Raw genomic sequence first — 20,852 nt, 5'->3', positions numbered from 1 at the left:
CGGCTTTTTAGTACGCTTAAAACTCTTCTTTATTTCTTATCTTTAATCTTAATCTCTGCATCTTTGTAGAATGCTAATTTACTGTCATTATACTCTTTTGTAAAATTATTAAATTGCTCTTTTGATTTTTGTGCTTCCACAGTTAATTCATTAACAGCCTTAACTTTTTCACCAATCTCTTTTAATTTCGTTTCTTTTACTTTTAATTTTTCATACAATTCTTTTTCAGTCGCTAACGCCTTCGTATAATTTTCATTCATCTTTTGGAATGCATCATAACGATTTTTATACGACTCTTCTACTGCTTTCGCTTGTTTTTGTAACTTTTTATCTTCAAGCTTCTCTATATTTCCTTGAACGGATTTCGTTTCTTTCTGAGCTTTTTCTAGCATTTCTTTCTCATTTTTCAAAGCTTTTTCACGATCATCTACATTTGCAGTAGCCTGCTCTATTTTCTTCATAACAGCGTCATTATGATCTTTACCTTCTTGTAAAATTTGAGAATATAGTTCTTGGCCTTCCTTCTCTAACTTCTCTAATTTTTTCGCTTCATCAACTAATGATTTCTCTTGTGTCGCCGCTGTTTCAAAAGCTGTATATAGGTTTTCTTCTGGTTTTTCACCGAAACAACCTGTTAATAGTCCTACTGATAGTGCTCCAACTACTGCTATTTTTCCATACTTCAACGTTCATTCCTCCATTACATACGGTTATCATGCCAGAAATTCACTGGGAAGTGACTCTCTTCATGATAAGCTTCAAACTCATAACCCTTTTCTTTTAACCCTTTTAAAATTGCTGGCACAGCAGCAACTGATTGTGGATGAATGTCATGCATTAAAATGACTTCTTGTGGTTTTGTTGCATTTGTTAATACATTTTGAGCAATTTGTGCTGCAGCTGCATCAACTTGCATTTTGTTATACTTCCAGTCTAATGAATCAATTGTCCAATCCCACACTTTAAAGCCGCCTTCTACCACTTTATTTCGAAGACCTTCATTTAATCCTGGCATCGAACCGTATGGTGGACGTGTTAATTTAGGTGATTTCCCAATAATATTAGCGATTAAACCTTGATCTTCTTTCATCTCATTTACATACTCGCCATTTTTATATAACTTTGCGAAATTATGTGTCATACTATGCATGCCTACATAATGACCCTCAGCATTTTCACGTTTCACTAAATCAGGAAATTCTTTTACATTTGCTCCAATTAAAAAGAACGTCGCCTTCGCATCATGTTGTTTTAGCGTATTTAATAATTCAGCCGTATATTTTCCTGGCCCATCGTCAAATGTAAGATAAGCAACTTTTCTTTCTTTTCCATTAAAACGACTTGGTGCTGTTTTATTCATTTCTACTTTTGGTTGTTCACTTGCGAGTTGTACTACATTTTCTTGTTTTGCAACAGCCTTTGCTGGTGAAGTAATGGATTGAAACATGAAATACCCAATAGCTACTGCTGCAATCGCTATTAAAACGAATACTACTCGTTTAATTTTAAAAGCTTTTTCCATTCTATCGAATTCCTCTCCCTATTAATCTTATATATAAATCACCCAATATAATTATACATCTATTTATTTTATTACACTATATAAACAGACTTTATATGTATTATAATGGGAGTTTTATCAAAATGGTCGTTCCTATTCCTTCTTTACTTATAATATTTATTGTACCTCCATGAAGCTCCACCATTTTTTTTACGATAGCTAAACCAAGACCCGCACCTGTAGCATGATTATTAATCTGGTAAAATGACTGTTCTATATATGGTAAATGCTCTTTAGCAATTCCCATACCTTCGTCTTTCACCTCTATCACTGCTTGTCCTTCATTTTTAGTCGCTTCAATATATACTTTACCATTTTTATGTGAATATTTAATGGCATTTTGAACAATATTCAAGAAAATTTGCTTTAGCCTATTTCGATCTCCTATTAATTCAATTCGTTCTATAGTTTTGATGAATTGCATTTGCTTCTCTTCAGCATTAGGAGTTAATTGCCAAATCGTCTCCTCTAGTATATCGTATAATTGCACCTTTTGTTTATATAAATTAAAATGATTTGATTGCAATCTTGAAAAATCTAGCAATTCTTCTACTAAATGAATTAATCTGTCTGTCTCACCTGAAATAATTCCCATACCTTGCTTTATTTCTTCTTCCGTTAAATGATCTACCGTTTTTAACGTCTCACTCCAACCCTTAATTCCAGTTAAAGGCGTTCGTATTTCATGAGAAATAGAAGCAATGAATTCATTTTTCATCTGTTCTGCTTTTTCTATTTTCTCAGACATATGATTTAAACTATGTGCTAACTCACCTAATTCCCCAGGATAATCTTCTTTAATTTTCTTCTTTAATGTACCTTCTGCAATTTGGGAAGAAGCATGAATTATAGATTCGATCGGTTTAACAAATGAATTCGCTAATCGTCTACTGATTAAGAATACAATTCCTGAAATAACAATACCTACAGAAATAGTAAACATAATAATTTCAATAATTTTAGCATTTACATGTGTTAATACAGTCGTATATTTTAAAACACCGATCGTTTGTCCTTGATGAATCAGTGGACTAATCACTTCTAATTGTTTCACATTATCTTTCGTAGTAGTCACTTGATGGTACATTTCTCCTTCTAGTAAAGAATACGGAATAACTACTTTACCTTCTACCTTTTGTCCACTTGACGATTGTATAATCGTACCATGTCGATCAATTAATTGTAATTCGGTTCCTTCTAACTGAAAGCTCTCAATTATATCCCCGCTATATTCTTGCAAACGAATAAAGTATAATGAATTGTATTCAGAAAAAAATCGTGTACTTGTCTTCGCATGAGATTCTACATATTGCACAATACCGTTATAATAAGATCGATAAACAGAGACTGAAAATACGACTTCAAATAATACAAGCATAAGTATAATGACCGTCATAAAATATAAAGTCACTTTTCTTTTCATCTTATACTTTCCTTCCACACATATCCTTTTCCCCAAACAGTAAGAATAAATTCAGGTTCTGATGGATTACATTCTATCTTTTGACGTAACCGCCTCATATTTACATCTACTACTTTCGTCTCACCTACATAATTCGTTCCCCAAATCATATTTAAAATTTCATCACGTGAAACCGGCTTTGAAGCCTGATTCATTAAATACTGTAATATCATATACTCTGTAGGGGTTAATTCGACTAGTTGTCCACTTTTATATAATCTTTCTTCTATTATATTTAGAGAAAACGGGCCAGATGTGATAGAATTCGCTTTTTCATCATGTACTTCTATTCTTCTTAGTAACGATTGTATACGTGCAGTTAGTTCCACTGGACTAAACGGCTTTGCGATATAATCATCTGCACCTATTCCTAACCCTTGTACCTTATCTTCATTTTGTACGCGCGCGGTTAACATAATAATACCTATTTTTTTATTTTCTTCCCGGATCGTTTTACAAACTTGAAAACCATCCATTCCCGGTAACATTACATCAAGCAATGCTACATCAACAGTATGTTCACATAAAATCTGTAACGCCTCTTCTCCAGTACTTGCTTCTAATACATAAAATCCAGCACGTTTCAAATTTAAGACGATAAAACTACGAATAGGCATTTCATCTTCTAAAACTAAAATTGTTGGCATCATTTCCACCTCCCTACTCTTGTTGATAATCCGCTAGCGGCTTTACATATGCTTTCACTTTTTCAAACTGTGGTTGTTTCGGTACAGCATATATATGAGAAGCTGTTTTAACTGCTGCGCTGTATCCTTTTATTTCGAACCATTCTTTCCGCTTAAATATATGAACTTCAAGCCATGTTTTATTTGTACTTGTCTCCAAAAACTTTTGAGAATTTGATTCCTTTCGCTCATCTGGTATCGTAATTTTTCCTATTAACTCTTTAGGAATTTTCACATAATATCCTTTTTCTATATCGATATATCTTTCTTCAATTGGTTTAATTCCCGATTCACTCCACTGTATGTAACGTTCAAAGAGGGGACTATCACCATGTGATTTATCTTCCCAACCTTTTGGACGTACAGTTCGAACAAATTCAATAATGCCATCTTCATTAACATCTTTACTTTCTACAACATATTCATTGAATAAATCTTCTTTTCCATCTATAGGTAGTGTCTCATAATGACCCTTATCAAATTTCGCTACGTAAGTTATTCCTGAATGAGCTCCAGTTCCCGCATCAATGACAATGGCCTTTAATGCCTGAGAAATACGCCCCATTTGTATTCTTTGAATGCTATTTATAAATGGATCGAATGACACTTCAGATAAAGTCTTAAATTGTTCAATGAACTCAACTGTCAACTTCTCATCTTTTTCATACGTAACAAGACTTAAATCTTTCAGTCCATTTTTATTTAGATCGTCTATGAATAACTTCGTATAATTTCGATTATATATTTCCCTCATATCTTCATTTTCTTCCGAAAAAACATACAAAACATGTTTTAACGATTCACGGTCTACAGAGATTCCAATTAACAACTCTCGTTTCCCGTTCCCTGTAAAATCACCAACTTCAACAATATCTACATCTCCACCATCAAATTTATGTGTGGACTTCATTTTCCAACCATTCCCGTTTATTTCGTATACAGCTAAATATACACTATGATCTGCATTCGGCAATTTATAAAATATGATAGCTTCTTTCTTATTATCTTGTTTAAAATCCATTGACCAAATCATCTGTTTATCTTTATTAGACATTGGAGTAAGCAATCGATAATTAACAGGCAAATCTTTATCTATTTGCTCTCTTAGTTCACTAATCCATTTTTCATTGGAAGGAGCTTCCATTAAGTTTGTTGGAGCTTCAGACATTTTACATCCAGTCAACATAAAAATGATTCCCATAATGCCTATCCATTTCTGCATATAATATCTTTCCTTATTACAGATTTTAATTATTTCTTTTTACTTTTTGCTTCTCCAATATTCTCATACATATGAGTATAATTTTTCTAAAATAAAAAATCGTTACAGAAAAGTTACAAATCGATTCCGATAAAAAAAGATTGGCAGAAGCCAATCTTTTTTATTATTCATTTCGAACTGATTTTGGTGTTATACCTAGATGCTGATTCAATTTATTTGAAATGTCTTTCACATTTTTTTCATTCGGAATGTAATAATAAATACCGCCGATACGTTTATCTGTACCTTCTACTTGCATTTTTTCCATTTCCAAATTAGATCCTGCCATATTTTTCGTAATAGCAAGCATATCATCGAAAGTTAAGTTCGTTTTCATATTTTTATCAACCGCATCAAGTAAAGAGCCCATTTTGCTAATTGATTGGACAGACATCGCTTTTTTTGCAATTGCTTCAATTACAAGTTGCTGTCTTTGACCACGCATTGCATCACTGTCAATTTTACGCGTTCTTGCAAGCGCAAGTGCTTGTTCTCCATTTAAATGTTGATAACCCTTTTCTAAATGGATCATACCAGCTTGGTCTTTACTATCTTGTTCTGTGAAAGTAACTGGTACATCAATATCAATACCACCAAGTGAATCGACAATTTGTACGAATGATTCAAAGTTAAACTTCACATAATAATCAACAGGAACATTTAAAAATCTCTCCACCGTATCTCGTGTACTTTCTACACCACCAAATACGTGTGCATGTGTAATTTTATCTAATTTCTTTCTAGATGGAATATATACACGTGAATCACGCGGAATACTTACTAATTTAACTGATTTATCATCTTTATTAATTGTTGCTAATAAAAGTGCATCTGTTCGAACAGCTTCTCCGTATTGACTTTTTCTCATTTCACTCCCATCAACACCCATGATTAGAATTGAAATGTTATCCTTTAAAGGTTCAACTTCTTTATCACGCTTCGATGACTTATCAATTTGTGCATATGCATCACTTACCACTGCTTTTGCTTTATTATATATTAACGATCCATATCCTACTCCACCAAAAATAAGTAGGAAAAATGGAATTAAAATGAACCATTTTATTGACTTTCTTTTAGAACGTTTTTTTCTGCTTCTCGTATTCTGTTCTAATTCAGAGCTCATATCCATTCGCCTCTCTTTCTCTTTCCCAATTATAATGCAAGTCTACTAACCTTCATATTGAATTTCCTTTCAATTACCTTACAATTTTGTAAGGTTACTGCACGAATCCAATATGTACTCCATTTCACATTATACTCTTGTGCTTATTTTTGGCAAGTCACTATTTACATAAAGTATAATAAAATTTATATATTATAATTTTATTGGTTTGGTGTATACATAGTTTGCTTTCCATTATTAATAATGAAAGCTGATTTTGCTTTTATTTTCGTCTTTTGTATTTCTATATCTTCATTTGAGAAATTTACAATAATTTTAATATTTTTTCCATACGAAGCTGATTGTACTAACTTATCTTCTGACAAATATGCAAAGTTCGTCATTTCTTCTTTTACTGCCTTTTCATGAACTTCATTCCAAACTTTCAGATGCTGCGTAATTTCTTGTTTATGCTTATTCCACTCCACTTTATCTAAATGGTACAACGGAGGAACGTTATACAATAATTCGTATAGCATACGGTTTCCTACCTCATCTTTTACTTTCAAACTTCCCCATTCCCAGTGATGCGTTGTAATTACAGAATCATTGTATACTAATTTATATAACGGTACTGAATATACAGGATTTAAATACACTTGTTTATACTCTTCTTTTAACGGTACTTGTTTTGCATATTTTTCTGGAACATTTTGATTTGGTGACCAATACCCGCCTACATAATACGGACTTGTTTTGTTTTTCCTCATATCTTCATCGTCCCATTTAATAACAGGCGTTTCAATACCGTGGGCAAATGCTATCGTGCTACTTGCAAAATCATTTCCGCCCTCTGAGCCAACTACCATACCTTTTTCTTGCGCAATATAACTCATTCGTTGTAATCTTGCTTTTAAATCTTGTTCTTGTGTCGTTATATGTTTAGCCGAATAGTCATCATAAATTTCACCTGTTGCATCACAATCAATAAACCATGAATTGTATTTAGGTCCATTTTGTAATATATCATTCATGCGTTCCTTTACACTAGGCAGCGATAAAGTCGGGTTTAACTTGCGACCTCTACCTAAAAAGCCTTGCACCTTTTCTCCGTTTTTCTTCGTTACAGTAGCCTCTTCGTATAATGATGGGTCATTAAAGGATGCTGTGTTCCAATTTTTATCACTTTTTTCGTGAATGGAATGATATGAGTCATACGGACCAACTAAATACCCCATTTCCTTAGCTTTTGTCACGAAATTAGGTTGCATAAATCCTTGTTCCCAGTTCGGCAAACCAATCCATGCTTTTTCTATTCCTGCCTCTTTCATTTCCTTTAGTATGTCCGTTCCATCTGCATTACCCCATTTACTTACCTCTTCAACCGCATCACCAAGTAGCGACTTTAATAAATTCTTATTTAAGCTATACAATTCTGTATTCGTTAAGTGACCTACACCTTTCTTTAATAGCACACTAGCTTCCTGATCCACGTTTTGAAAAATATCCTCTTTATAAAATTCCTTCATGGATAATATTTCGTTTATATAACGTAAAATAACATTTTTTTGATACTTATCAATGAAATCTTGTTTACTTACTTGATCTAATACATTCAGTTCCCCAGGCTCTGAACTATTCTTTTGAATAAGTTCTTTTATATGACTAAACAGCGGGCTATTTATTAGCTCTCTTAGTTTTGACCAATTTATATTACTTTCTGATAAACCATCTTGATTCCAAAAATAAAAATGCGCCGCTCCATATAACTTTTCGATTTCTTTATTTTTTCTAGCCTTTTCTTGTAATGTTTTAAATTCACCTTTTCGAACAATATTATCCTTATACAGTTTAGCAATGCTTACCGCATCATTATTTGTCACATATAATTGAAATCCATATGTTTTATTTTTATTTATGCTCGGAAATTCATGTGTAAAATCAAATCCTATTTTCGGATCCGAATGAAATTTCAATTCATTATTAAACATATTGTTTGCAATATATACAATTGAATATTTCGAACCATTTAATGCGAAAAACTTCATAGATAACGATTCGGCAAATGAATATGCATCATCCTTTAAAAACTTCTTCCAATTCTCATCATTGCTCGGAATTTGCTTACCTTCCCATAACGGAAGTGTATAATTTTCAGCTTCTACTTTCGGCCATGTAAAGCTTTCTGCACCGGTCGATTCCACTTCAATGTTTAAGTGGTCTTTTTTCTTTTCTAATTTTATTTTTACTTTTTGATCTGGATATTCCCACGATGTACGATCCTTTTCTTTTTTCACATTCGATACCTTCATTTTCGGTAGGGGGTGTGATGCCTGTTCCTTTACACCCTCATGTTCTACAGTTAATGTGAATGTTTCTGGATTTACATCATAAGTAAAATCTTTATACGTCGCTTTCTTTATTTTAGACTCTTGTACAGCATTACTACCTTTTACGTCACAACCGACTAAAGTCGAAAATGACATCGTTGTAAGAAGACATATCGCTATCATTTTTTTCATCCTCTGCACCTCCACCAATGAATATACAGGTGCTTTGTTACAGGAATGTGGCAAAAAAATAGAACTAGCATAACGCTAGCTCTATTTTAAGTATTAAAAATAATTGTATATGGACAACTATAATCTGCTGAATATATATGTAGTACAATAACCGTATTTTTTCATCCTCACTAATTATAAAAGCAAATAATTCAAAGCTTTAACATGCATTTCTTAACTAAAAAAATAAGTGTATATAATATACGCTAAAACTAGCACTAAAATTACTAGCGCTGTACCTTTCCAATTCATACCACCCATCATATCAACTGGACTACCCGTTTCAGCTCTGTTGAGTCCATCATGTAAAGAACCGGTAGGATTATTTTTCAATTCACTTTGCCTTATACGTTCTCTTTTTTCTTCCGGTGACTCTTTCTTCATACGATCACCTCCAAATTAATACACTCTTTACTAAATTATACATTAATATTTTTCTTTTATATGCAAACTTAAAAGATATTTACAACATAAAGAAAGCTAGCGATGCTAGCTTTCTTTATAATCCAATATGTTCTTTCTTATTTACAGTAATCCCTCTATGATCAATTTCTAGCTCACACACTTTCATAGACGTAAATACTCTCGCTAATTGCTCAGCAATTTCTTGACGTTTCTCATACGGCGCTAATATAAAAATAGATGGTCCTGCACCGCTAAGCGCTGTACCGTATGCACCGAATTCTTTTGCACATTTACGAATAGATGGTAATAACGGCACGAGTTCTAAACGATACGGTTCGTGAAAATGATCCCTCTCCATCATTTCCCCTACAACTTCCCACTTCTTTTGACATAAAGCAGCTACTAATACATTACTTATCGCACTAGCCTTAACAGCTTCATGAAACGGAAACACTTCTGGTAATACAGATCGGCTTTCATCTGTATTTAGCTCTTCATTTGGAATAAGTGAAATTACGCCTAATTCCTTACTTTCAATTCTTACAACCGATACATTCTTTCCATCAAGTGCTCCGATTACAGTTCCTCCTAAAATAGAAGCAGCAACATTATCCGGATGTCCTTCAAAATTTGTAGCAATTTGAACTTTTTGATCAGTTGTTAAGTTCAAATTGCCAAGTTGATTTGCAAGCTCTATTCCTGCTACAATCGCTGATGCGCTACTTCCTAGCCCTCTTGTTAGCGGAATATTACTAGTAACTTCTATTATATGGGGCGATAAAGACGGACATACTTTACATGCCGTGCTAACAATTAAGTTTTTATCGTCTGTCGGAATTGACTCTTCAAAAGAATGGATTACTTTCCATTTATCAGCTTTCTCTTTTACTACTACATGTAAATACAATGACAAAGCTATTCCTACTGAATCAAATCCAGGTCCAACATTCGCTGTACTAGCAGGAACACAAATACTTAATGGTATCACGACATAATCACCCCTTTAATATGCTCTTTAATTTGTTCTATATTATTTGAAACACTTGCAATGTCTAATGTATTAGAAGAAATTGCGATATCAGGATCTTTCAAGCCGTTCCCAGTTAAAACTGCAACAACTGTCTCTCCTTTTTTGATTTTTCCAGATTGAACATGTTTCATTACACCGGCTAATGAAGCATTTGATCCTGGCTCAGCGAAAACCCCTTCCGTTTTTGCTAACAATCTATACGCATGTAATATTTCCTCATCTGATACCATATCTATTTCACCATGAGACTGCTCAGCAGCCTCTACTGCATACGACCAACTCGCTGGATTACCAATACGAATCGCTGTTGCAATTGTTTCAGGTTCTTCAATTACATGTCCTTTTACAATTGCAGCTGCTCCTTCCGCTTCAAATCCGTGAATTCTTGGCTTCTTATAGCCTTTTTCTTTCTCATATTCACAGAACCCTTTCCAGTATGCTGTAATATTTCCGGCATTCCCAACAGGAATCGCTAAAACATCTGGTGCACTTTGTAACTGGTCACAAATTTCAAACGCTGCTGTTTTTTGCCCTTCAATTCGGTAAGGATTTACTGAATTAACTAATGTAATTGGCTCTTCCGCAGCAATATTTCTTACAGCCTTAAGTGCATCATCAAAATTCCCTTCTATTGAAATAATTTCAGCCCCATAAGCGACTGCTTGCGCTAATTTTCCATGTGCAATCTTTCCTTCAGGGATTACGATAATACATTTCATTCCGAGGCGCGCGGCGTATGCTGCAGCCGATGCCGAAGTATTACCTGTCGATGCACAAATGATTGCCTCCGACCCTTCTTCTTTCGCCTTCGCAACAGCCATTACCATGCCTCGATCTTTAAAAGAACCTGTCGGATTCGCTCCTTCATACTTCCCGTACAACTGAATTCCTAATTGTTTTGATATATTTAATAACGGAATAAGGGGTGTATTTCCTTCCATTAAGCTGACATCAGGTGTGTTTTCATTTACCGGTAAATAAGAAGCATATTGGTTTAATAGTCCTTTATACATATTGTTTTTCCTCCTCAATAATGTAGTAACTGTTTATTTCACTTGCGACATCTTCTATCGCTCCTAAAACTCGTTCAAATTGATACTTTGAAGTTTGGTGTGTCACAACAACGACTTCTGCAAGTTCTCGATTTAAAGGTAATTGAATAACTTCTTTTAAACTTACAGAATAATTAACGAAACATTCTGTTATTTTCTGCAACATCCCAGGTTCATCTCGTAATGAAATACGTAAGAAATATTTTGAAACTACCTCTTCATCTCCTTGTAACTTATATGGTTCTGGTTCTTTTAACGCACTTTTATTTTTCTGAACTTGATTCATATTCTTAACGATTGAAATAATATCACTTACTACAGCAGAACCAGTTGGCAATTTTCCAGCTCCAGGTCCGTAAAACATTACTTCTCCTACTGCTTGACCGTGAACATATACTGCATTAAATTCATTATTTACATTCGATAATGGATGATGACTTGGTAAAAGCGTCGGTTCTACACTTAAATGAATCGCTGATCCTTGTTTCTCTGCTTTACCAATTAACTTCATTGTAAATCCTAACTTTTCAGCCATTTGTAAATCTTCTTTTTCGACCTTTCGAATCCCTCTTACTTGCACATCATCTAAAGAAACATTCATCGAAAAACCTAAGTTTGCAAGAATGGCTACCTTTCTCGCCGCATCTAGCCCATCTACATCCGCTGTTGGATCAGATTCTGCGAATCCTAATTTTTGCGCTTCCTGTAAAGCCTCTTCATACGACCATCCATTTTGACTCATCTTTGTTAACATATAATTTGTTGTTCCATTTACAATTCCCATGATTTTTTCAATTTGATCTGAGGCTAATCCGTCTGTTAATCCTCTTAACACTGGAATACCGCCCGCTACACTTGCTTCATAACATAAATCACAATCATTTTCATTCGCTAATTGGAGAAGCTCTGCACCGTATACAGCCATTAAATCTTTATTTGCTGTTACGACATGCTTCTTATTTCGTAAAGCCTTAACGATATGCTGTTTTGCTTCATCAATTCCGCCCATTACCTCTACTACAATATCAATATTTGAATCATTTAGAACTTCATCAACATGACTTGTTACTACGATTCCATCGATGCAAACATCACGTTCTTTTTCTAAATCACGTACAACGACTGTCTTCACCTTCACTTCATACCCTGTATCAAGTGCAATTTTTTTATAATGTTCTTTCAAAATATGGACAACACCACTTCCGACCGTACCTAATCCTAACACCCCAACATTAATAACGTTATTCATCTTCTAATCTCCTCCTACAATTTTATTATTTATCCCTATCAATCACCTTGCTCTGCTTTTTGATCATGCAGGTGGTGGTTATTTCCGTACGTACAAATTGTTTCATGTTACTGCACCTCCTTTCAAAGTAAAAAAACACACTCATCCCTAGGAAAGGGACGAATGTGTTTTCGTGGTTCCACCCTTGTTCCAATCCAGACGTATTTCCTCCTAGATTGCTCAAGTTCAGATAACGGCTGATTCCGTCAATAATTACTAAATTACTCGTTCACTATTGAAGTTCAAAGGTGGTAAAACCATTTCTCGTGTTAGGAAGCTCACACCCTTGACTTCCCTCTCTGTAAACCGTAAAAATGATTTCGTGTCCTTATCGTTACTTTTTCGTTCATGTTTATTTGTTAACTCATTATACTCGCATAAAAAACAAAATCAATACTATTTTTTAATTATTTCAAATTTTCAATCTTAAAATCCATAAAAAAACACACTCATCCCTAGGAAAGGGACGAATGTGTTTTCGTGGTTCCACCCTTGTTCCAATCTAGACGTATTTCCTCCTAGATTGCTCAAGCTCAGATAACGGCTGATTCCGTCAATAATTACTAGATTACTCGTTCACTATTGAAGTTCAAAGGTGGTAAAACCATTTCTCGTGTTAGGAAGCTCACACCCTTGACTTCCCTCTCTGTAAACCGTAAAAATGATTTCGTGTCCTTATCATTACTTTTTCGTTCATGTCTATTTGTTAACTTATTATAGTTATCAATTTTTTAAAAAGCAAGCCTATTTTTACTAACTATTTTCAAGAAATTTTTTTATTATATTTCACAATAGCATTATGCAACTACCACTCAATTTACCTATTTTGTTATTTCTCCAGTTTGTAAATCAACGGTTCATATATAAATATCCCATTCTAAAACACGTACATATCCACCTCACAAAATTATATCAATAAAATTTTCAATATAATCTTTTTGTATAACTTTCTTCTAAAGAACGTGCAACATCTTCTTCTGAAGTATTCACTTTCGCATGCTCCAGCAACATTTTTGCTGCTGAAGGTAACGCTTTTTTATTTAACCAAGATTTCGGATCCCACATCTTAGAACGAATAAAAGCTTTTGCACAATGAATATAACACTCTTCTATTTCAACAACAATTCCAAGTAGCGGATTACGTCCATTCACCTGCATTTCTTGCAAAATTTCTTCGTCGTTTGTTATATACGCTCGGCCATTTATTCTGAGTGTCTCCCCAAGACCTGGAATAAAAAAGATTAATCCTACACGTGGATTGGAAATAATATTCAAAATGGAGTCTATACGACGATTGCCCGGTCTTTCTGGAATGATAATTTTATTATTATTGAGTACGTATACAAATCCAGGTGCGTCTCCTCTCGGCGAGGCGTCACACTCCCCCAACTTATTTGCAGTAGATAATACTAGAAAAGGAGATTTAGAAAGGAAATCTACACAATGGTGGTCTAATGATGAAATAACTTTTTTCAATGCTCGCTCACTTGGTTTCCCCAATATTTTCCGTAACTCTTCCTCTGTTGAAATAATCGATTTTATTTCCATACGCTCTATCTCCACTTATAATCGCCCCTTTTTCTTTATTTTCCCAAAATTCAATACGAATATTGTATAATAAAATTTGCAGAAAGGGGAATTAAAATGACAGAGTGGTTAACAATATTTGATTCTGAAAGAAATACACTTGGGAAGAAATTACGCGATGAAGTGCATCGTGACGGTGATTGGCACGAAACATTTCATTGTTGGTTTGTAGAAAAAGATGCTAAAGATATATTCTTATATTTCCAATTACGCTCTAAAAATAAAAAAGAAGCTCCACTTATATGGGATATTACTTCAGCTGGACATATTATGCATGATGAAGATGTACAAATTGGTGGTCTTCGTGAAATCGAAGAAGAATTGGGGCTTTCCTTTCAAACTACTGATTTAGTATACAAAGGAATCTTTACAATAGATTATGAAATTTCAAATCTTACTGATCGTGAATTTTGTCATATGTATTTTCACAATGTCATCAATCCACTTCCATTCGCACCAGGTGAAGAAGTAGACGATGTGATGAAAGTACATGCAACTTCTTTTCTACAACTATTAAATGGTGAAATTTCATCTTTTACAGCTACTTCTGTTTTGAGCAATAAACCGATAACGATAACTTTTGATGATATTTATCCATATGATCTTGCATACTATGAATTTGTTATAGAGCAAGGAAAAGAATTATTAAAAAATAATAGTTTATAAATAAAATAGGACTCCCATTTTAAAGTACTTGGGAGTCCCATTCTTACTAGTGGATTATTGACAATGTCCGACTGATTTAAACTCCTCTTTATTTTCTCTCTTTCGATGTCTGGAACATACTTGGAAGCGTTACAAAACGTGCCCCTTTCATTTTTAACTGAGGAATGATTTTGTCTAGTGCATCTACAGATCCTTGTAAATGCCCACCTGGTGTTGAATGCTGAAGGATGACACTACCAGGAAATGAGTTCCCTAACACATTATTTGTAATCGTATCAGCACTTACACCTTTCCAATCAACCGTATCAACACTCCACTGTACAATCATAAAATTTTGCTCTGTTGCCCACTTCAATTGATTTTCAAGTATTTCACCGTACGGCGGACGAATAAATTTCGGTGCATAACCAGCTAAACGAGTTAATATTTCTTCTGTTTTTATAATTTGATTACGGTACTCAGCATCAGTTACTTTCGCTAAATTCGGATGGCTATACGTATGATTGCCAATTACATGCCCTTCATTCGCAATACGCTTTACTACATTCGGAAACTTTTCCGCATTTTCACCAAGCAAAAAGAAAGTTGCTTTTACATTATGTTGTTTTAACTTATCTAAAATTTTTGGCGTAAATTCTAAATCTGGTCCATCATCAAATGTAAGAGCGACTTCCGCTTTATTGTATGGTCCGGAAAATGCGTACGCATATTTTTCGACCCACGAAAATGGTGTCCACGATCCACGCTCATATGCTTTCATTTGTACTTCATAGTTTTGAGGTATATATACGTATGGCAATGAGCTTATATAGTCTCCATAATAAAATGAGTGATATGGCATATAGGCGTATGAAACATCTCGTCCTAGTCCCCATTGATATGGAGCAAACATTTGTGGCGAATAAAAATAATACATGATAAAAACCTCCCTAAAGTTTCATATGTGATTCCTCTGCACTTTGTTAGGGAAATTCCTATTCATGAACAAAAATAAGACTGTCCGTAATTAGGACAGTCTTATTGCTTACTATTATTAATAAATCGATGTACTATCTTTCGGCAAAGCTTTCACATGTTTTAAATAGCTTGTCACTCTGTCATCATCACCTTGCGGGTATTGATATCCATATGTGTTAGCAATTTCATTCGCTACTTCCCTAAATAAATTACCCATGACAAAGAATGACTCCCATATGTTTTCATATTCTGCATTAGAAAATGTTCTTTTAAATTGCATCCACATACCTTTTTCAACATATTGCTCGAAATGCTTTCCAAATTTTCCTGCATTAACTGCAAAGTCTGTTTTCATACCAATATGCCATTCTAGCATTACGATTAACATATCTCGCACTGGGCCATCAAGCATCCCTTTCACATAAGAAAGTTCTTCTCTCCATAATCCTTTTGCTACATTGGTACTACACCACCAAAACTCATTACAGCAATCTAAAAACTCTTTTTCTGTAGGCTTTTTTATTAAGTAATCTTTATCGCTTGCTGGCGGGAATTCCTCCATACAATTATCTTTATCGAGAAGCAATTTACTTAAACTATCTTGTCCAACGAACTTTTTTATTAAATCGACCGGAACTAATGTTAAATCGATCCGATTCCCATCCATGAACTGCATTAAATATGGAAACTTTCCGTCTCCATCTGGTGGAACTAATGACATTTCTTCCGGCATTTGTACAATCATTATTTCTCCAAATCTATGAATCCAATGATGATTAGACGTAAAAGATTGTATATCATGTACAACATACATAATATCATAGTCTTGAAAACAATCTCTCTCCACATTTGGATTTACACGTGATCCATTCATAATGACAGCTCGAATTCTTTCATCCTCTTTTGCTGTATTTATAATTAAGTCTAGCATTTCTTTTTCAGTTCTCATCTATTCCTAACCTCCAATTTTTAATATAAACTTATCTTTTCAAGTATGTTGGAGGTCCACGAGCTAGCTGTGTTGCACACGATACATGTTATAATTTTTGAAATTTCTTTTTCATCCCATTTACCTCCTCACATCACTCTTTTACGACTACCATGACAAACCCATCGTATCCTTTACTTCCTACAGTTTGAAGCGCAGTAGCACTTACACGTGACTCTGCAGCTATTAATTCATAGAAGTGACGTATTCCTTGCACGCGAGGATCATTACTCGTATTGTCAATAACTTCTCCTTCACGTACTACGTTATCCCCAATAATTATAGTACCAGGGCGTGATAGCTTCAGTGCCCATTCAAAATAAGCAGGGTTATTTTGTTTATCGGCGTCTATAAAAATAAAATCAAATGGTTCATACTTCTCATTTTCGATTTGCCGTAAAGAATCTAAAGCTAATCCTACTCTTACTTCAATTTTATCATTCAAATTGGCACGCTCAATATTGTTACATGCAATTTCTGCATGTTTTTCATTTGCTTCCAATGTAACAACTCGTCCTCCAGATGGCAAGCCCCTTGCAAGCCATATCGTGCTATATCCGCCTAGAGTACCAATTTCCAAAATGTTTCGAGCTCTTTGAATTTGTACTAATAGTTGCAAAAACTTCCCTTGCGTTGGCGATACATCATGTGCTGGTAAATTAGCTGCAGCGTTTACTTGAAGAACTTCTTCTAATATAGAATCTTTCGGTATTAATACATCACTCATATATTGATCAACAGCCGTCCACTTCTCAATTATACTCATGTAAATACCATCCCTTTCAATGCTTTTCTATTATTCACATTTGATTATACCGAAAATTCTGTCTCATAAACAAAAATAAAGAAGGGACATCTACTCCATTACAGAATAAATATCCCTTCTTTCGTTTATACATTTATCCCTTACGGATTAGTAGACCAAAGTCCCGCTGATTTAATAAATGTACGTTTATTTAATTTCAGCTGCGCTACGATAAACTCTGCAATATCTTCTGCTTGCATTACTTTATCTGGGTTTCCATCAGTTAATCCTAAATCTACAGCCATATCCGTTGCTACTGTACTTGGTGTTAAAGCTGTCACACGAATGTTATGTTTACGAACTTCCATCGCTAACGATTCTGTTAAGCCAAGAACACCAAATTTAGAAGCACTATATGCACTTGTTACAGGTGCACCTTTTTGTCCTGCTGTAGATGAAATGTTAATGATATCACCAGATTGTTGTTCAATCATACTTGGTAAAGCTGCACGAGTTGCATAGTATACACCCATTAAGTTTACTTGAATGATTTTTTCCCAATCAGCAACGTCTAGTTCTAAAAACTTACCGAATTTAGAAATACCAGCGTTATTAATTAAAATATCGATAGATCCTAAACCGTTTTTTAACGCCTCAATCGCACTAGTCACTTCTTCGTATGAAGAAACATCAGCAGTCGCAATAACAGCTTTTACGCCTTCTGCTTCTACTTCTTTCGCAACAGCTTTTAAGTTTTCTTCTGAACGAGCTAAAAGACCTACATTTACGCCCTCTTTCGCTAATGCAATCGCTACAGCGCGACCAATTCCTCTACCTGCTCCTGTAATTAAAGCATTTTTTCCTTGTAATAATTCTGCCAAGTATAACACTCCTTAATCATCTCAGTTATGTATTATATTAAAATTGTATCTATGTTTATGTAAAAAGGCAATGATGCACTTTCATGTGCGTAGGTTACTTGTAGGTAACTATAGGATTTTTTTATTTTTAAGTCTCATGTTTTTGCCATGATTCATGTAAAATAAAAATAAATCCAGTATAGGAGAGTGTATGTGTATGAAAAGAAAAAAATGGTTCTTGTCACTAACTGTATTCGGACTATGTATCATATTTTTGGCTATGTACTTTATATTTGGTAATCCACTACATTATAAAGTAATAGAAAAAGATACTAACGACTATCTCCATACTATAAAAGGATATAGTCAAAAAGAAATACAAAGTATAACCGGAAAATATACTCCCCTTTATACTATCGGCTATTATGCAGAAGTCGTATATAAAGACGAACCTTATTTTACATACTCTTATACATACGATAATAATAAAAAAATAATACAAGACAACGGCATTTTAGGAAGACATACTGAGTCATTTGAAAATCTTAATTTGAACTGGTCATTCTTTGACCAGTTAGTAGACGGAATTCATACAAACCTACAAGAAAGAGGTTTAAGCGAAAAGAAAGATTATTCTATACGCTATGTTCAATTCATCAATATCGATGATGATAAAAACGGTGCAGAAGCATACGTTGACTTTAAGAAAGATAAACAATCACATTCTTCATACCGTATGAATAACGAAGGAAAAGCCTATCAATATAGTTGCAGTAACGGGGATTGTGTGTTTAAAGAGAAATAGTGTTAGAAGATTTTCCTCCTAACACTATCTCTCTTCATATTTAGGAATACAAACAATAAATTCCGTCCCATTCCCTTCCTCACTCTCGACTTTTATTTCTCCTCGATGAAGGTCCAGTACCTTTTTTACAATAGCCAAACCTAAGCCACTTCCTCCGTAAGCACGATTTCGTGAAGAATCCACTTTATAAAAACGTTCAAAAATATGTTGTTTCTGTTTTTCAGATATACCCATTCCCGAATCGCGAATACGTACTTCCACTACTTTCTCATGTTCTTGTAACTGGATTGTAATTGTGCCACCACTTGAAGTAAATTTAATACTATTATGAATTAAATTAATCCAAACTTGACTCATACTTTCTTGGTCAGCGGTAATGAGTACTTTCTCTAAATTAAGTTCTAGCTCAATTTCTTTTTCAGCCCAGAGCGGTTCACTATTTAATACTATTTGCTTTAACTGTTGATCTAATCGATAAGTCGCTTTTTCTGGTGTATACTCTTCCGATTCTAAAAGAGTTAGTTTCAGTAAATTTTGACTTAGTTTGGATAATCTCGTCGTTTCTGTTTCAATAATGGTAAGATAATGCGTTCTTTTTTCCTCGGAAATATTGTTATCTTGTAATGCTCTAGCAAAACCTTTTATAGATGTTAATGGTGACTGTATTTCATGTGAAACATTCGATACAAATTCTTGACGCATTTTCTCCATCGCATTTAGTTCATCTGTCATATCATTTATACTTTTTACGAGTACACCAATTTCTCCATCATACTTTTCTTCATTTCGTATTTTTACAGAGAAGTCTCCTTTTGCAATTTTTTGTATCGGTTCAATAATAGTCCAAATCATCGCCTGTCGTTTTGGCCTCATTAATATCCCAAACAATGTCCAAATAAGAACAATAAACACAAAACCGACCATATCACTAATTAAAAAGGCAACAAACGGCGATACATGTATTTCAAGAGCATTCAATATACTAGTTGCTACATAAAATGCGATAGACCAAATTATAGTGAGAAAAGAAAAGAGCGCTATTATCGCTCCCGTTACTTTCAACATCTTCAACTTACTCATTCGTTTTCTTTTTCTCATTTACTTACCTCTAAGCGATACCCTAAGCCTCTTATCGTTTTAATACTGAACTTCGACTTCTCTTCTTGAAACTTCTCACGTAGCCGATTAATATGAACGTCTAGTGTACGTTCATTCCCTTCAAAATCATATCCCCATACATCTTCAATTAATTGCTCTCTCGAACAAGTTCTTCCTGCTTTAGAACCTAGAGTAAAGAGCAATTCGAATTCTTTTAGCGGTAATGTAACTGTTTGTTCTCCAACTGAAACTTCAAATGTTTTACGATTTAACAGTACATTTCCAACTTGAATCGATTGCGATACTGTAATTTGGTAACGTTTCAGTAGTGCCTTAACCCTCACTACTAGTTCTATCGGATCAAATGGTTTTACAAGATAATCATCCGTGCCAAGATGAAATCCTTTTACTTTTTGAGATGTTTCCCCTTTCGCAGTTAGCATCAAAATCGGAATATCATAGTACTTCCTTAATTCAAAACATACATCAAATCCATCCATATTCGGCATCATGATATCAAGAATAACCATATCAACTTTTACTTCATCTATTTTCTGAAGTGCATCTAGTCCATCAATTGCCTCATATGTTTGAAAACCTTCTCGTTCTAAAAATACAGAAACAAGTTCTCTAATATGCGGATCATCATCCACTATTAAAATGTTAGGTATCAAAGAAACCATTTCCTTTCTAATTAGCATCCTTAATAAAACTTGTGAACTACCCACCACTTAG

Annotated in this window: 20 protein-coding genes and 2 other annotated features; of the genes, 2 read left to right on the top strand and 18 right to left on the bottom strand. The window is 34.2% G+C overall.

All coding sequences use genetic code 11. The features are described 5' to 3' along the window. Nucleotides 1–29 precede the first annotated feature (29 nt). The 12 genes from ATN06_RS10030 to ATN06_RS09975 all read right to left on the bottom strand — a co-directional run bounded on the left by ATN06_RS10030 (nt 30) and on the right by ATN06_RS09975 (nt 13,974). Entirely contained in the window at nt 30–686 is a 657-nt protein-coding gene (locus ATN06_RS10030; protein ID WP_060630505.1) for a YkyA family protein, read from the bottom strand. Nucleotides 687–700: 14 nt separating this feature from the next. Continuing rightward, a complete protein-coding gene (locus ATN06_RS10025; protein ID WP_060630504.1) occupies nt 701–1,522 on the bottom strand; it encodes a peptidoglycan-N-acetylglucosamine deacetylase in 822 nt (273 codons plus the stop codon). Between the two features lie 100 nt (nt 1,523–1,622). Next, nucleotides 1,623–2,984 (bottom strand): sensor histidine kinase, encoded by a 1,362-nt coding sequence (locus ATN06_RS10020; RefSeq protein ID WP_060630503.1) that lies wholly within the window; start codon nt 2,982–2,984, stop codon nt 1,623–1,625. Beyond that, nucleotides 2,981–3,670, bottom strand: coding sequence for a response regulator transcription factor (locus ATN06_RS10015; protein WP_060630502.1), 690 nt, complete (start codon nt 3,668–3,670; stop codon nt 2,981–2,983). Before ATN06_RS10015 ends, ATN06_RS10020 begins: the two co-directional genes overlap by 4 nt. A gap of 13 nt (nt 3,671–3,683) precedes the next feature. Continuing rightward, nucleotides 3,684–4,931 (bottom strand): hypothetical protein, encoded by a 1,248-nt coding sequence (locus tag ATN06_RS10010; protein ID WP_060630501.1) that lies wholly within the window; start codon nt 4,929–4,931, stop codon nt 3,684–3,686. A gap of 163 nt (nt 4,932–5,094) precedes the next feature. Continuing rightward, on the bottom strand, nt 5,095–6,096 hold the full coding sequence (locus ATN06_RS10005; RefSeq protein WP_060633119.1) for an LCP family protein: 1,002 nt from the start codon (nt 6,094–6,096) through the stop codon (nt 5,095–5,097). Between the two features lie 200 nt (nt 6,097–6,296). Then, a complete protein-coding gene (locus tag ATN06_RS10000; protein ID WP_060630500.1) occupies nt 6,297–8,597 on the bottom strand; it encodes a glycoside hydrolase in 2,301 nt (766 codons plus the stop codon). A gap of 213 nt (nt 8,598–8,810) precedes the next feature. Continuing rightward, entirely contained in the window at nt 8,811–9,020 is a 210-nt protein-coding gene (locus tag ATN06_RS09995; protein ID WP_060630499.1) for a DUF6366 family protein, read from the bottom strand. Nucleotides 9,021–9,135: 115 nt separating this feature from the next. After that, complete coding sequence (gene thrB, locus ATN06_RS09990) at nt 9,136–10,029, bottom strand: homoserine kinase (protein ID WP_060630498.1); 894 nt, start codon at nt 10,027–10,029, stop codon at nt 9,136–9,138. Beyond that, nucleotides 10,026–11,084 carry a threonine synthase gene (thrC, locus tag ATN06_RS09985; RefSeq protein ID WP_060630497.1) on the bottom strand — a complete coding sequence of 353 codons (1,059 nt, stop codon included), beginning with the start codon at nt 11,082–11,084 and terminating at the stop codon, nt 10,026–10,028. Before thrC ends, thrB begins: the two co-directional genes overlap by 4 nt. Then, nucleotides 11,077–12,372, bottom strand: a complete 1,296-nt coding sequence (locus ATN06_RS09980; RefSeq protein ID WP_060630496.1) for a homoserine dehydrogenase — start codon at nt 12,370–12,372, stop codon at nt 11,077–11,079. The genes thrC and ATN06_RS09980 overlap by 8 nt, the downstream gene beginning before the upstream one ends. Before the next feature lie 151 nt (nt 12,373–12,523). Further along, nucleotides 12,524–12,755 (bottom strand) — a binding site (T-box leader). Nucleotides 12,756–12,870: 115 nt separating this feature from the next. Continuing rightward, nucleotides 12,871–13,102 (bottom strand) — a binding site (T-box leader). Between the two features lie 233 nt (nt 13,103–13,335). Next, entirely contained in the window at nt 13,336–13,974 is a 639-nt protein-coding gene (locus ATN06_RS09975) for a pyridoxamine 5'-phosphate oxidase family protein (protein ID WP_060630495.1), read from the bottom strand. Nucleotides 13,975–14,055: 81 nt separating this feature from the next. Here ATN06_RS09975 and ATN06_RS09970 point away from each other — a divergent pair, with 81 nt between their 5' ends. After that, nucleotides 14,056–14,664 (top strand): NUDIX hydrolase, encoded by a 609-nt coding sequence (locus ATN06_RS09970; protein ID WP_060630494.1) that lies wholly within the window; start codon nt 14,056–14,058, stop codon nt 14,662–14,664. A gap of 88 nt (nt 14,665–14,752) precedes the next feature. Here the strand turns inward: ATN06_RS09970 and ATN06_RS09965 are convergent, their stop codons facing one another. The 4 genes from ATN06_RS09965 to ATN06_RS09950 all read right to left on the bottom strand — a co-directional run bounded on the left by ATN06_RS09965 (nt 14,753) and on the right by ATN06_RS09950 (nt 18,235). Then, complete coding sequence (locus ATN06_RS09965) at nt 14,753–15,580, bottom strand: peptidoglycan-N-acetylglucosamine deacetylase (RefSeq protein ID WP_060630493.1); 828 nt, start codon at nt 15,578–15,580, stop codon at nt 14,753–14,755. A 117-nt stretch (nt 15,581–15,697) separates the two neighbouring features. Next, entirely contained in the window at nt 15,698–16,570 is an 873-nt protein-coding gene (locus ATN06_RS09960) for an aminoglycoside 6-adenylyltransferase (RefSeq protein WP_060630492.1), read from the bottom strand. 133 nt (nt 16,571–16,703) lie between these two features. Continuing rightward, the gene (locus tag ATN06_RS09955; protein ID WP_060630491.1) at nt 16,704–17,375 is read right to left on the bottom strand and encodes an O-methyltransferase; all 672 of its coding nucleotides are present in this window, start codon (nt 17,373–17,375) and stop codon (nt 16,704–16,706) included. A 140-nt stretch (nt 17,376–17,515) separates the two neighbouring features. Continuing rightward, a complete protein-coding gene (locus ATN06_RS09950) occupies nt 17,516–18,235 on the bottom strand; it encodes a 3-ketoacyl-ACP reductase (protein ID WP_060630490.1) in 720 nt (239 codons plus the stop codon). A 196-nt stretch (nt 18,236–18,431) separates the two neighbouring features. On the opposite strand from ATN06_RS09950, the gene ATN06_RS09945 reads away from it, so the two are divergent. Next, nucleotides 18,432–19,019 carry a DUF3139 domain-containing protein gene (locus tag ATN06_RS09945; RefSeq protein ID WP_060630489.1) on the top strand — a complete coding sequence of 196 codons (588 nt, stop codon included), beginning with the start codon at nt 18,432–18,434 and terminating at the stop codon, nt 19,017–19,019. A 24-nt stretch (nt 19,020–19,043) separates the two neighbouring features. Here the strand turns inward: ATN06_RS09945 and hitS are convergent, their stop codons facing one another. Together hitS and hitR are read right to left on the bottom strand one after the other, a co-directional pair. Further along, nucleotides 19,044–20,117, bottom strand: a complete 1,074-nt coding sequence (hitS, locus tag ATN06_RS09940; RefSeq protein WP_060630488.1) for an envelope stress sensor histidine kinase HitS — start codon at nt 20,115–20,117, stop codon at nt 19,044–19,046. Continuing rightward, complete coding sequence (hitR, locus tag ATN06_RS09935; protein ID WP_060633118.1) at nt 20,114–20,791, bottom strand: envelope stress response regulator transcription factor HitR; 678 nt, start codon at nt 20,789–20,791, stop codon at nt 20,114–20,116. The genes hitS and hitR overlap by 4 nt, the downstream gene beginning before the upstream one ends. Nucleotides 20,792–20,852: the final 61 nt, after the last annotated feature.

This window comes from Bacillus thuringiensis (assembly GCF_001455345.1).
Lineage (GTDB): Bacteria > Bacillota > Bacilli > Bacillales > Bacillaceae_G > Bacillus_A > Bacillus_A thuringiensis_N.
The sequence above is the reverse complement of the archived record's forward strand: the minus strand, read 5'-3'. Positions and strand labels throughout refer to the sequence as shown.

Coding starts and splice junctions, on each gene's coding strand:
- ATN06_RS10025 (WP_060630504.1), bottom strand. CDS start 1,522: ATGGAAAAAGCTTTTAAAATTAAACGAGTAGTATTCGTTTTAATAGCG.
- ATN06_RS10020 (WP_060630503.1), bottom strand. CDS start 2,984: ATGAAAAGAAAAGTGACTTTATATTTTATGACGGTCATTATACTTATG.
- ATN06_RS10015 (WP_060630502.1), bottom strand. CDS start 3,670: ATGCCAACAATTTTAGTTTTAGAAGATGAAATGCCTATTCGTAGTTTT.
- ATN06_RS10010 (WP_060630501.1), bottom strand. CDS start 4,931: ATGCAGAAATGGATAGGCATTATGGGAATCATTTTTATGTTGACTGGA.
- ATN06_RS10005 (WP_060633119.1), bottom strand. CDS start 6,096: ATGAGCTCTGAATTAGAACAGAATACGAGAAGCAGAAAAAAACGTTCT.
- ATN06_RS10000 (WP_060630500.1), bottom strand. CDS start 8,597: ATGAAAAAAATGATAGCGATATGTCTTCTTACAACGATGTCATTTTCG.
- ATN06_RS09995 (WP_060630499.1), bottom strand. CDS start 9,020: ATGAAGAAAGAGTCACCGGAAGAAAAAAGAGAACGTATAAGGCAAAGT.
- thrC (WP_060630497.1), bottom strand. CDS start 11,084: ATGTATAAAGGACTATTAAACCAATATGCTTCTTATTTACCGGTAAAT.
- ATN06_RS09980 (WP_060630496.1), bottom strand. CDS start 12,372: ATGAATAACGTTATTAATGTTGGGGTGTTAGGATTAGGTACGGTCGGA.
- ATN06_RS09970 (WP_060630494.1), top strand. CDS start 14,056: ATGACAGAGTGGTTAACAATATTTGATTCTGAAAGAAATACACTTGGG.
- ATN06_RS09965 (WP_060630493.1), bottom strand. CDS start 15,580: ATGTATTATTTTTATTCGCCACAAATGTTTGCTCCATATCAATGGGGA.
- ATN06_RS09960 (WP_060630492.1), bottom strand. CDS start 16,570: ATGAGAACTGAAAAAGAAATGCTAGACTTAATTATAAATACAGCAAAA.
- ATN06_RS09955 (WP_060630491.1), bottom strand. CDS start 17,375: ATGAGTATAATTGAGAAGTGGACGGCTGTTGATCAATATATGAGTGAT.
- ATN06_RS09945 (WP_060630489.1), top strand. CDS start 18,432: ATGAAAAGAAAAAAATGGTTCTTGTCACTAACTGTATTCGGACTATGT.
- hitS (WP_060630488.1), bottom strand. CDS start 20,117: ATGAGAAAAAGAAAACGAATGAGTAAGTTGAAGATGTTGAAAGTAACG.